General features: G+C 41.1%; 15 protein-coding genes. 3 read left to right on the top strand and 12 right to left on the bottom strand.

Going from position 1 to position 12090, the window contains the following annotated elements:
- Positions 1-219: 219 nt before the first annotated feature.
- The 10 genes from GGG_RS0117225 to GGG_RS0117180 form a co-directional block, all read right to left on the bottom strand.
- Entirely contained in the window at positions 220-639 is a 420-nt protein-coding gene (locus tag GGG_RS0117225) for a F0F1 ATP synthase subunit epsilon (RefSeq protein WP_010117199.1), read from the bottom strand.
- A gap of 27 nt (positions 640-666) precedes the next feature.
- Positions 667-2061: a F0F1 ATP synthase subunit beta gene (atpD, locus tag GGG_RS0117220; protein WP_010117196.1), complete on the bottom strand. Its 1395-nt coding sequence runs from the start codon at positions 2059-2061 to the stop codon at positions 667-669.
- 26 nt (positions 2062-2087) lie between these two features.
- Complete coding sequence (gene atpG, locus GGG_RS0117215; RefSeq protein ID WP_010117195.1) at positions 2088-2957, bottom strand: F0F1 ATP synthase subunit gamma; 870 nt, start codon at positions 2955-2957, stop codon at positions 2088-2090.
- Positions 2958-3045: 88 nt separating this feature from the next.
- A complete protein-coding gene (gene atpA / locus GGG_RS0117210; protein ID WP_010117192.1) occupies positions 3046-4590 on the bottom strand; it encodes a F0F1 ATP synthase subunit alpha in 1545 nt (514 codons plus the stop codon).
- Positions 4591-4653: 63 nt separating this feature from the next.
- Positions 4654-5190, bottom strand: a complete 537-nt coding sequence (locus tag GGG_RS0117205; RefSeq protein WP_010117190.1) for a F0F1 ATP synthase subunit delta — start codon at positions 5188-5190, stop codon at positions 4654-4656.
- Between the two features lie 11 nt (positions 5191-5201).
- Positions 5202-5672 carry a F0F1 ATP synthase subunit B gene (locus GGG_RS0117200; RefSeq protein ID WP_010117189.1) on the bottom strand — a complete coding sequence of 157 codons (471 nt, stop codon included), beginning with the start codon at positions 5670-5672 and terminating at the stop codon, positions 5202-5204.
- 39 nt (positions 5673-5711) lie between these two features.
- On the bottom strand, positions 5712-5957 hold the full coding sequence (gene atpE, locus GGG_RS0117195) for a F0F1 ATP synthase subunit C (RefSeq protein ID WP_000424060.1): 246 nt from the start codon (positions 5955-5957) through the stop codon (positions 5712-5714).
- A gap of 82 nt (positions 5958-6039) precedes the next feature.
- Entirely contained in the window at positions 6040-6915 is an 876-nt protein-coding gene (gene atpB, locus GGG_RS0117190) for a F0F1 ATP synthase subunit A (protein ID WP_004831991.1), read from the bottom strand.
- A 103-nt stretch (positions 6916-7018) separates the two neighbouring features.
- Complete coding sequence (locus GGG_RS0117185) at positions 7019-7417, bottom strand: ATP synthase subunit I (RefSeq protein ID WP_010117077.1); 399 nt, start codon at positions 7415-7417, stop codon at positions 7019-7021.
- A 170-nt stretch (positions 7418-7587) separates the two neighbouring features.
- Complete coding sequence (locus tag GGG_RS0117180) at positions 7588-8430, bottom strand: metal ABC transporter substrate-binding protein (protein ID WP_010117075.1); 843 nt, start codon at positions 8428-8430, stop codon at positions 7588-7590.
- Positions 8431-8578: 148 nt separating this feature from the next.
- Between GGG_RS0117180 and GGG_RS0117175 the strand changes: the two genes are divergently transcribed.
- The 3 genes from GGG_RS0117175 to znuB are packed head-to-tail and all read left to right on the top strand — an operon-like array spanning position 8579 to position 10653.
- A complete protein-coding gene (locus GGG_RS0117175; RefSeq protein ID WP_010117074.1) occupies positions 8579-9076 on the top strand; it encodes a transcriptional repressor in 498 nt (165 codons plus the stop codon).
- Entirely contained in the window at positions 9049-9849 is an 801-nt protein-coding gene (znuC, locus tag GGG_RS0117170; protein ID WP_010117071.1) for a zinc ABC transporter ATP-binding protein ZnuC, read from the top strand. The genes GGG_RS0117175 and znuC overlap by 28 nt, the downstream gene beginning before the upstream one ends.
- Before the next feature lie 3 nt (positions 9850-9852).
- The gene (gene znuB / locus GGG_RS0117165; RefSeq protein WP_010117069.1) at positions 9853-10653 is read left to right on the top strand and encodes a zinc ABC transporter permease subunit ZnuB; all 801 of its coding nucleotides are present in this window, start codon (positions 9853-9855) and stop codon (positions 10651-10653) included.
- A 36-nt stretch (positions 10654-10689) separates the two neighbouring features.
- Here the strand turns inward: znuB and GGG_RS0117160 are convergent, their stop codons facing one another.
- Both GGG_RS0117160 and GGG_RS0117155 read right to left on the bottom strand, forming a co-directional pair.
- Positions 10690-11310 (bottom strand): LysE family translocator, encoded by a 621-nt coding sequence (locus tag GGG_RS0117160; RefSeq protein WP_029574671.1) that lies wholly within the window; start codon positions 11308-11310, stop codon positions 10690-10692.
- A 56-nt stretch (positions 11311-11366) separates the two neighbouring features.
- Positions 11367-11987 carry a LysE family transporter gene (locus GGG_RS0117155; protein ID WP_029574670.1) on the bottom strand — a complete coding sequence of 207 codons (621 nt, stop codon included), beginning with the start codon at positions 11985-11987 and terminating at the stop codon, positions 11367-11369.
- Between the last annotated feature and the right edge of the window lie 103 nt (positions 11988-12090).

The following is a 12090-nucleotide window of genomic DNA, read 5'->3' as shown; positions in this document are numbered from 1 at the left end:
GATTATGAATTACCATTAGGTGATGACTATAGTCAATTTATACAAACACAATTTTTATTAGAGAAAAATGAATAATTTTAAAGCCATCGAATTTTAAGATTTGATACATTTGTGTGCTTACATAATTATTTCCATCCTGATAATAATCTTCTACTTCATCTAAATCTAAGACATAAAAAACCACCCTTTCGGGTGGTCTCTTCAATGTTAAACCATGTCTTATTGAGCACGGTTCTTCATTTTACGGATAGTATCTAACTGAGCTGAAATCTCTGATAGAGATGCCAACGCAGCAGCTGTATCCACATCACTCTTCTGATTTGCCAACAATTGTTCAGCATTTTTACGTGCTTCAAGAATTGCAGCTTCATCCAAGTTTTCTGCACGGACTGCAGTATCTGCAAGAACCGTAACAACATGTGGTTGAACTTCTAGAACACCACCAGATACATAGATTAACTCTTCTGTACCGTTTTCAAGCAGAACGCGAATTGCACCCGGCTTGAGTAAAGTTACTAACGGAGCGTGACCAGGCATGATACCCAATTCACCGCCAGCACCTTTTGCGATAAGCATTGTCACAGTGCCTGAGTACAAAGACTCTTTAACACTTACAACATCACATTGCATAGTCGACATGTGAATCTCCTAAATTAGAGTTGCTAATTAAAGCTTCTCGGCTTTAGCGATCACTTCATCAATACCACCAACCATATAGAACGCTTGTTCTGGGATGTGATCGTATTCACCAGCTAGAAGACCTTTAAAGCCACGAATTGTTTCTTTAAGTGGTACAAGTTTACCAGGAGCACCAGTAAACACTTCAGCTACGTGGAACGGTTGAGAGAAGAAACGTTGGATTTTACGCGCACGGTAAACAATCAACTTATCTTCTTCTGCTAACTCGTCCATACCAAGAATTGCGATGATGTCTTTCAATTCTTTATAACGTTGAAGAACGTTTTGAACTGAACGAGCGATCTCGTAATGCTCAGTACCCACTACAAGTGGATCTAACTGACGTGAAGTAGAGTCAAGTGGATCGATCGCTGGGTAAATACCAGAAGATGCGATATCACGGCTCAATACTACAGTTGCATCTAAGTGAGCAAATGTAGTCGCAGGCGATGGATCTGTTAAGTCATCGGCAGGTACATATACCGCTTGGATAGATGTAATCGAACCAGACTTAGTAGAAGTAATACGTTCTTGAAGAACACCCATCTCTTCTGCAAGTGTAGGCTGATAACCTACTGCAGATGGCATACGACCTAGAAGTGCTGATACTTCAGTACCTGCTAGTGTATAACGGTAGATGTTATCTACGAACAATAATACGTCACGGCCTTTACCGTTTTCGTCTTTCTCGTCACGGAAATATTCAGCCATCGTCAAACCAGTTAACGCTACGCGTAAACGGTTACCTGGTGGCTCATTCATCTGACCGTAGACCATTGCTACTTTGTCAAGAACGTTAGAATCTTTCATCTCGTGATAGAAGTCATTACCTTCACGAGTACGCTCACCAACACCAGCAAACACAGATAAACCTGAGTGAGCTTTCGCGATGTTGTTGATCAATTCCATCATGTTTACGGTTTTACCAACACCCGCACCACCGAATAAACCAACTTTACCACCTTTAGCAAACGGGCAAAGTAAGTCGATGACTTTAATACCAGTTTCTAAAAGATCAGTAGAAGCAGCTTGATCAGCATAAGAAGGTGCTTGACGGTGAATCGGTAAACGCTCTTCAGTTGCAACTGGACCAGCTTCGTCGATTGGGCGACCAAGAACGTCCATGATACGACCTAAACATGCTGTACCTACAGGTACAGAAATCGGCGCACCAGTGTTAGTCACGTTAAGACCACGTTTAAGACCTTCAGTAGATCCCATTGCGATGGTACGAACTACACCATCACCAAGTTGTTGCTGAACTTCTAAAGTAGTTTCAGTACCGTCAACTTGGAGAGCGTCATAGATCTTAGGAACGCTGTTGCGTTCAAACTCGACGTCGATAACCGCGCCGATGATCTGAATGATACGACCGCTACTCATTGCTGTCTCCTCAATTCAAAATAATGTTAAACGGCAGCGGCACCACCAACGATCTCAGAAATTTCCTGAGTAATCGCGGCTTGACGCAGCTTGTTATAAATGAGTTGTAGACTCTTGATAAGCTCACCCGCATTATCAGTAGCAGCTTTCATTGCTACCATACGCGCAGATTGCTCACAGGCGATATTTTCAATCACGCCTTGATAAACCATAGACTCGATGTAACGAACCAATAAGCCATTTAGAAGCTCTTCAGCTTCAGGCTCATAGAGATAATCCCAACCGTACTGACGGTTAAGTTCCTCGTTCGTATCAGCCGCAGCTAAAGGAACAAGTTGTTCGATTTTTTGATTTTGAGTCATGGCGTTGACAAAGCCGTTTGATACGAGATAAATACGATCTAACTCGCCTTTATCAAACGCATCTAACATCACCTGTACAGAGCCAGTTAACTGTTCAAGACTTGGTGCATCACCTACTTGCGTAGTTGCGCCAAGTACTTTACCGCCGTAGCTTTTAAAAAACGAAACCGCTTTTTGACCAATCAAAGCAAATTGAACTTCAATTGACTGCTCTTGTTGCTGTTGTACGTGTTTAACCACTTTTTTGAACAAGTTAATGTTCAAGCCACCAGCAAGGCCACGATCTGAAGAAACAATGATATAGCCAACGCGTTTTACAGGGCGTTCAACCATATAACGATGTTTATATTCAGGATTCGCTTGTACCAAATGAGCAATTACACGGTGCATATTTTCGGCATACGGACGGCCCTGAGCCATGCGCTCTTGCGCACGACGCATCTTAGAAGCTGCTACCATTTGCATCGCGCGAGTAATTTTCTGCGTGCTCTTGATACTAGCTACTTTGGCGCGAATTTCTTTTAAATTTGCCATACGCTTAACCTAGTATTCGAAAGCCCTTTCGAGCTTCCGAAGGTTGATCCGTGAACCAAACCATAACTAACCACAACCGAAGTTGAAATTAGTAAGTTTGAGTCGCTTTAAAGCTTTCAATACCTGCTTTAATTGCAGCTTCGATGTCTTTGTTATAATCACCAGTTTCATCGATATTTTGCATTAACGCAGCATGTTCTGAACGGAAGTAAGCAACAAGCGCAGCATCAAAGTCTACGATTTTCTTCACTTCAACGTCAGCCATGTAGCCTTCGTTAGATGCATAAATTGAAACAGCTTGGTCAGCAATTGAATATGGAGCATATTGTTTTTGCTTCATTAATTCAGTTACACGTTGACCATGTTCAAGTTGCTTACGTGTTGCTTCATCAAGGTCAGAAGCAAACTGAGCAAACGCTGCCAATTCACGGTATTGAGCCAAAGCAGTACGGATACCACCAGACAATTTTTTGATGATCTTAGTCTGAGCAGAACCACCAACACGCGATACAGAAATACCTGCGTTTACAGCTGGACGAATACCTGCGTTGAACAATGAAGTTTCAAGGAATATCTGACCATCTGTAATCGAAATTACGTTTGTTGGTACGAATGCAGATACGTCACCTGCTTGAGTTTCAATAATCGGTAATGCAGTTAATGAACCAGTTTGGCCTTTAACTTCACCGTTAGTGAATTTCTCAACATAATCAGCAGATACGCGAGAAGCACGTTCAAGTAGACGTGAATGAAGATAGAACACGTCACCTGGGTAAGCTTCACGACCTGGTGGACGACGTAAAAGCAATGAAATTTGACGATACGCTACCGCTTGTTTAGATAAGTCATCATAAATGATTAACGCATCTTCACCACGGTCACGGAAGTATTCGCCCATTGTACAGCCAGAATATGGAGCCAAATACAACATTGCTGCTGGATCAGCTGCAGCTGCTGCTACAACAGTGGTATACGCCATAGCGCCAGTTTCTTCTAGCTTGCGTACTACGTTAGCGATAGTCGATTGTTTTTGACCAATTGCTACGTATACACATTTAATGCCAGAGTTTTTCTGAGCGATGATCGCATCGATCGCCATTGCTGTTTTACCAGTTTGACGGTCACCAATGATCAACTCACGCTGACCACGACCTACAGGGATCATTGTATCTACTGATTTATAACCAGTTTGTACAGGTTGATCCACTGATTGACGCCAAATTACACCTGGTGCTACTTTTTCAACAGCATCAGTTAATTTTGCATCAATAGGGCCTTTACCATCAATTGGGTTACCCAAAGCATCTACTACACGGCCTAAAAGTTCTGGACCAACCGGAACTTCTAATACACGACCTGTGCAACGAGCTTTTTGACCTTCTTGAAGGTTTAAGTAGTTACCTAAAACAACGACGCCCACTGAATCCTGTTCTAGGTTCAGTGCCATACCGTATAAGCCGCCGTCGAATTCGATCATTTCACCGTACATTGCATCAGCAAGGCCGTGAATACGCACAATACCGTCGGAAACCATAACAATGGTCCCTTCGTTCTTAGCGGTCGCGCTGGTGTCCAGATCGCCGATACGCTGTTTAATGAGCGCACTGATCTCGGATGGATTCAGTTGTTGCATTGCGCTATACCTCAATCTTTTTAAAGTTCAGTCTTCTTTTTACGCAGTAATTTTTATAAATAATTACGCAAGAAGACGAGTCCGCATTTTTTCAAGCTTGCTAAGCGCAGAATCATCTATCACTTGGTCGCCTGCACGAATAACAACACCAGCAATAAGCGCTGGATTTACTTCAACTGTAACTTTCACAGCACTGTTCAAACGTTTTTCCAACGCATGAGCCAATTTCTGTTCTTGTACTGAATCAAGCGGGAAAGCTGACTCAATAACAACATCTACAGTTTTGTTATTTTGTGATTTGAGTTGCTCGTATTCTGTTTCAATTTCAGGTAACAATGCCAAACGGCCATTGTCTGCAAGAAGTGTCAAAAAGTTTGACACTGCCGCAGTTTGTTCATTACCTAAAACTTTCGCAAAAAGACCAACCTGCTCAGCAGGCGTCAACTCAGGGCGATTTAAATAAGCGGAGAATGCTTCATCTTGCACCGCAGCACTGAGCAGTTGTAACGCAGTTGACCAAGAGTCAGTTGCATTTTGCTCAGATGCATAAGCAAATGCTGCTTTAGCGTATGGGCGTGCCAACGTCAAGAATTCAGCCATATTCGCCTCTCTTAAAGTTTAGCAGCCAGCTGATTCAGCATGGCATTATGAGCTTCTGCGTCAACTTGTTGGTTCAGAATTTTCTCTGCACCAGCAACTGCAAGAGCAGCAACTTGTTGACGTAATTCTTCACGAGCAGAATTGATGTCTTGGTCAACAGCTTCTTTCGCTTGTTGACGAATACGCTCACCTTCAGCAGATGCTTGAGTACGCGCTTCTTCGACCAATTGTGCCGCACGACGGTTCGCTTGTTCGATCAATTGAGCCGCTTGTGCTTTCGCCGCATCAATTTCTTGCTTAACTTGTGCTTGCGCATCAGCAAGATCAGCTTTCGCTTTCTCTGCAGCGTTTAAGCCATCAGCAATTTTACGCTGACGCTCACTAATCGCATTGATTAGTGGTGGCCATACAAACTTCATACAAAATGCGACAAAAATCGCAAATGCAATCGCTTGGCCAAACAATGTGAGGTTGATATTCATTGCAAATTCCTCAAATAGTGAATTTCGGAATTAAGCTGATTAACCTACAAATGGATTAGCGAAGATGAAGAACAAGCCAATACCAACACCGATCATAGGCACAGCATCAAGAAGACCTGCGATTAAGAACATACGAGTTTGAAGTTGTGGAGCCAATTCTGGTTGACGAGCAACAGCTTCAAGGAAGCGACCGCCTAAAAGACCAAAACCAATCGCAGTACCTAAAGCACCAAAAGCGATCAAGATAGCAGATGCAATTGCAACTAGACCTAAAGTGAGTTCCATGATAATTCCTCAGAGGTTAGGTTTATACCAAATTAAATTAAAAAATTATACCTAACCACCCGATGATAGTTAGGCAATACCATTAATGTTTTTCGCTTGCCATGCTCAAGTATACGATTGTAAGCATCATGAAAATGAAGGCTTGCAACGTGATAACAAGAATGTGGAAGATAGCCCAAGGCACAGACAACGCCCACTGGATCCAGAAAGGTAACAAAGCGATAAGAATGAAGATTAATTCACCCGCATACATGTTACCGAATAGTCGGAGCGCCAATGAAATTGGACGTGCAAGGAATGTTACTAATTCAAGAATTAAGTTCACTGGAATTAATAACGCTTTTGCAACTGGGTTACTTGGGTTAAATGGGTTAAGTGCCAATTCACCGACGAAACCGCCGATACCTTTTTCACGAATACTATAGAACAAGATGAGTGCAAATACAGACAATGACATACCTAGGGTAATGTTAGGGTCTGTAGATGGAACAACCTTGAAGTAAACGTGGTGTGGATCCATACCAAATACACTTGCACCAATTTGTTGAGCTAAATAAGGAATCCAGTCAACAGGAATTAAGTCCATCGCATTCATGAGGAAAATCCACACGAAAATGGTCAAGGCTAAAGGTGCAATTAAACGTGATTTACCATGAAACGTATCACGAACACTTGAGTCAACAAACTCGATAATCATTTCGATTGCAGACTGGAACTTGGTAGGAACACCAGAGTTTGCAGCTTTCGCTACACACCAGAAAATCAAACAGAAAATCAAACCAAGGCCAATTGACCAACCCATTGAATCCAAGTGAATAGCAGTGAACCCCATCTGTTGAGCTTCTGCACCATTCTCAGCCAATTTCCAAGTACCATCTGGCATTTTGCCATAGGTCATGTTGGTCAAGTGATGCTTGATATACTCGGTCGAAGTCAGGGCATGTTCTTCAGCAGCCATAAATCACACCTGGTCAATGTCAAATAATAAATAGAGTTAACGAATATCGCGTGCTGCATGATATCTCGTTAATCCCCAAAAAAATTTTCAATTTCTGCTGCGCTTATACTCGTTTTTGTTGCCGAGCCACCCAAAAAGGAGCGACCCACGACATTGCTTGAACGAGAATAAAACCACAAAACAATGCAACCGGGGATAACGGCTTGACATTGCTTAAAATTAAAATGAAACCAACGATCACAATTGCAAATTTGCCCATCAAGCCTCTATACATGTTCGAAAGAACTTGCTTTGAAGCACGCGCTCCTGCTGCTCGAAACGATTGCCAAGAAAAATAACAACTTGCAAGCCAACATATCAGTGCACCTAATGTTGCACTTAACGCCGCAGTCGTGTCTTTCAAGGCCCACGCTATCAAGGCTGAAACAGGAATCATTAACGCTTGTAAATAGACCAAAGCTTTTGCTAATCGTCGGTCAATCAAGCGATTAGTTTGGCTCATTTTTTACCCACTCACAGCATAAATGCTTGACAAGTTTAGCTGATGATCGTTTTTAATCGCAGGCATTATAGAGTTACACCCCTGAACATGCAATCTTTTCCCGACCTTAGTCGTGATTTTTTAAAATGCAGGTTGCTTTTCATATAAACAATTGTTGATTATTTTTTACATCATTTCCGTGCATTAAGTACGCAAGCTTGTGTTTCTTGTGCCAAAGTTTGCCATGCAACCACAAAATCTTGTTGTTTTGCCAAAGTTTCATCCACAGGTTGAAATGCGATTTCACCTAATTTTCGATACTGACTTGGGCTTGCACTCGACTCTGCCAAGAGACACATTTTTTTGTAAGGACGCGTGTCATTTAAAAACTTAATCTGTGCAACTGTAGGCGCAACATGCGGATCATCGGTCAACGCACCTGCAAACTTCAGGTTTAAAGAACGTTCGAGGTATTGATATGCATCGTGATAGGCCCAATAAGGACGAGCTGCGCCAGCACCTGTGACTTTCTGCGAAGCCAATAACATTTCTTTAGCAAAATTTTTAGCGTTATTCCAATAAGCAGTTTTATTTTCAGGATATTGTTGTGAACGTAATGCCGCCATAAAAAATCCAATACGTACTGCATTATTTGGATCTAACCAAACATGAGTATCCACTGTATCTTTTAATGCGACACCACGTGTACTGCGTAAAGGTAAAGCTTGGATAATGCCTGAATCCAAAATAGAAAAGGCTTTTGCATTCCCACCCAATACTTTTTCAAGTGGCGCTTCATGTTCTTTACCGACCCAAATCACTAAAGATGCATCCATAATCGTTTTACGATTTGCAGGTGTAAGCTGTACATCATGACCTGTTTGATTGCCTAATAGAAGCACAGGTTCTTCAATACCTTGGGTAATTTCTTTTGCAATGAGATAGATAGGATGCGTTGATACGACCAATGGTGCTTGAGCCCATGAGGCACTAAAAAACAATGCACATAAGCAAAAAGCAAGAATGCGATTCATGAAAATGTATTACCAAAAAAATTTATGCTATGATTGTTATAATATAACAAAAGTTAAAAAATGCCTACGTCATTCGTAAGTTGATTATGCTTCATGCTAATATTGGCAATTCCTGTCATTATCCAAATAACAAGTCTTGAGGTCTGATATGAGCTTATGTTCACACGAACACCATGACACTTTACATGGTGTACACGATCATCTAAATGTAGAAGCTCGTTTATCAGAAGCAGAAAACCTGTGTGCAACCTCAGGCGCGCGTCTTACTCCTTTGCGTAAAGAAGTGCTTGAGTTGATTTTGAATGCGGCTGGCCCTGTCGGTGCTTATGATCTGCTCGCCAAAATGAAAGGTGCTTCAGAGCGCCCTGCTGCCCCTCCTACTGTTTATAGAACCTTAGACTTTTTATTAGAAAAAGGTTTTATTCACCGTTTAACATCAATTAATGCTTATATCCCATGTTGTCACCCGCGTGAGGGACATCAAGCTGCATTTTTGATTTGTTCTAGTTGTCATGTCGTCAAAGAAGCATCTGCACAAGGTCTGATTCAACAACTTGACCAGCTTTCAGATTCAGACGGATTTAAAGCACACCACAGTATTATTGAGATTTCAGGAATATGCCAGCAGTGCTCGAACAAGGTGTAAGCCCCACATTAGTTCAGTTGCAACATATTAATGTGCGCATTGATGAACGTGACATTTTAAAAAATATCGATTTTTCATTACAAGAGAAAGAAATTGTCACGCTTATTGGCCCCAATGGCGCAGGAAAATCGACATTAATCAAAGTTTTATTGGGTATTTTAAAACCAAACTCAGGCAAAATTATTAGCCAGAAAAAATTAAAACTTGCCTACGTCCCACAAAAGTTCAATCCCTCACACAGTCTACCTTTACGTGTGAAAGACTTGCTTGATCTGGAAAAGTGCGACAAAGCGATTAAAGCAGAAATTATTCGAGACACAGGCATTGCCAAACTCGAAAACTCTAAAGTACAACAGCTTTCAGGTGGCGAACGGCAACGAGTATTATTGGCACGTGCTTTATTACGCCAACCTGACATTTTAGTTCTTGATGAACCCATGCAGGGCTTGGATATTCAATCCGAAGCTGAGTTATATAGCTATGTGCGTAGTTTACCTGAACGCTATGGTTGCGCTATTTTGATCGTTTCACATGATTTGCAATGGGTAATGCAAGGCACACAACGTGTCGTATGTTTGAATAAGCATATTTGCTGTAGTGGTCTTCCCGATAGCATTCAACAACACCCTGAATACCAAGCCTTATTTGGCGATACCTATGCGACGCAACGTGCTTTTTATCAACATCACCATGATCACTGTGCACATGGCGATGCAGCAAAAACTTGCGAGCATGATTCACGACCACATATTCACCCTGAACCGGAAGCATAAGCCATGATGGAATGGTTAGAATTACTGTTACCAGCATGGATCATGGGCTCACTTTTAGTGTTCCTGACCGCTCCTTTAGGCTGTTTAATGTTATGGCGTAGAATGTCGTTCTTTGCTGATACCATGGCGCACGGTACATTGCTCGGTGTAGCACTCGCTGCTGTACTCAGTTTACCACTGTGGCTTGGCGTGACATTTACTGCGCTATTATTGGTTGCCATTCTTTGGGTTTTGCACGATCCACGACTTCCCAATGATGCATTATTGGCCTTATGTTCAGCAACGCTACTGTGTTCTGGTTTATTACTGATTCAGCATTTACCTGCGTTACGTCCAGAATTACTCAGTTATTTGTTTGGTGATTTACTGACGATTGAATGGTCGGACTTACCTACTTTCGCAGCCGTGATTATTGGCGCATTAGCGATACTTTATAAATATTGGCAAGCGCAGATTCAAATCGCCATTGATCCTGATATTGCAGTGAGTGAAGGCGTTGATGCAAAATGGCAACGTTTAATATTCATGTTGCTTTTGGCTTTATTTACCGTTTTAGCATTACGTGCTGTCGGGTCGTTGTTGATGGGTGCTTTACTGGTTATCCCTGCGTTAACTTCTCGCCTAATTTCCCACTCACCGCAACAGATGGTCATCAATGCGTTTATCGTTGCGCAAATCGGTGTAACTGTCGGTTTATGGTCGAGTGCTGGACTGAATATTTCAACAGGTTTAAGTATCGTACTATGTATGTCTTTACTTTTTGCTGTGACGTTCTGTGTAATGAAAATGAAAAAGGTCGCTTAAACGACGACCTTGATTCAAACAAAACCTGATTTCGCGCTAGAAAATATTCTGTAATGAAATATACAAACCATAAATAGCGATCAATACGAGAATACAACCACATAGCCCTAAGATTTTTGGATAAATTCGACTTTTAGACAGCTTGTTAAAGCATAGATAAACTACCGATAAAGTAAGAAAATCTAAAATAATCCATGCAATCACTAAGATAAGCAAACTGATATTAATATCCGAGTGAATCCCAATAAATTGCGGAAAGAATGATGAAAAGAAAATGATGTCTTTTGGATTTGAAATACCGACTAGAAAACCTTTGATTAACCCACCTTCAATAGGTGACAACACTGTAGTTAACTGATGATCATCTTGAGCTAATGCCTCTTTTAAAATCTGATAGCCTAAATAACCAATATAAAGGCATCCCAATACTTTAATGATAAGAAAGAGTTTTTCATTTACACTCAACATACCTTTTAAAATGCAAATAGAAGCAGCAATCAAGACCAGAGATGCAAGATTGGTTCCCACAATCGTTTGTAGAGATTTGCGATAACCACCTTTTAAACCTGCACTTGCCACTAAAATCATGACTGGTCCTGGTGTCGCAATCATGACAATGACACTGATCACATATAGATAAAATTCTAAGTAATTCAAAAGATTTCCTTCAGCTTATATTTTATTTTCAAGTCATTTTTCACACGCAGTAATATTTATTGATGTACCAAACTCAAGAGCATCGCCGCACAGCTAAAGAGTACGGCAAATGTTCGGTTCATGTATTTTTGCTGTTTTGGAGATTTTAATAGTTTTAAAACCTTAGCAGCCAAGCCTGTATAACCGGCCATCACGATCAAATCAATGCTCACCATGGTGATTGCCATGATCACGTATTGAATCCATTGCGGTTTAGATAAGTCTAAAAATTGCGGTAAAACTGCTAGAAGAAAAACAATGGCTTTTGGATTACTAATATTGACCAAGAAACCATATGCAATCAGTTTTGGAATCGACTTTGTCGGTTGTTCTTTTTGAATATCAATCGATTGAGTTGGTGCTATCCACTGTACATAAGCTAGATAGAGTAAATACAAAACCCCAAACCATTTCACAACAAGGAATGCCCAAGGTGTGGTTGCAAATAAAACCCCAACGCCTGCTGCAACGATTGCAATCTGTACTAATAACGCCAGTTGCAGACCAATCGCATTCCAATAGCCACGGCAGAAGCCATAGTTTAAACCACTCGACATGGATGCAATCGCACCTGCCCCAGGTGAAATACTAATCACCCAGCATGCCAACATATAAGCGAACCAGACTTGATATGACATAACTGAAACGGAAAAATTAAAAAATGCATTATAGCGACTTTAATACGTTACTTTTCGATTAATTTAAGAGTTAAAAGAACTACGAAATTAAAAATTATTCTTA

Origin of the sequence: Acinetobacter sp. P8-3-8, from assembly GCF_000214135.1 — a bacterium.
Taxonomy (GTDB): domain Bacteria; phylum Pseudomonadota; class Gammaproteobacteria; order Pseudomonadales; family Moraxellaceae; genus Acinetobacter.
The sequence above is the reverse complement of the archived record's forward strand: the minus strand, read 5'-3'. Positions and strand labels throughout refer to the sequence as shown.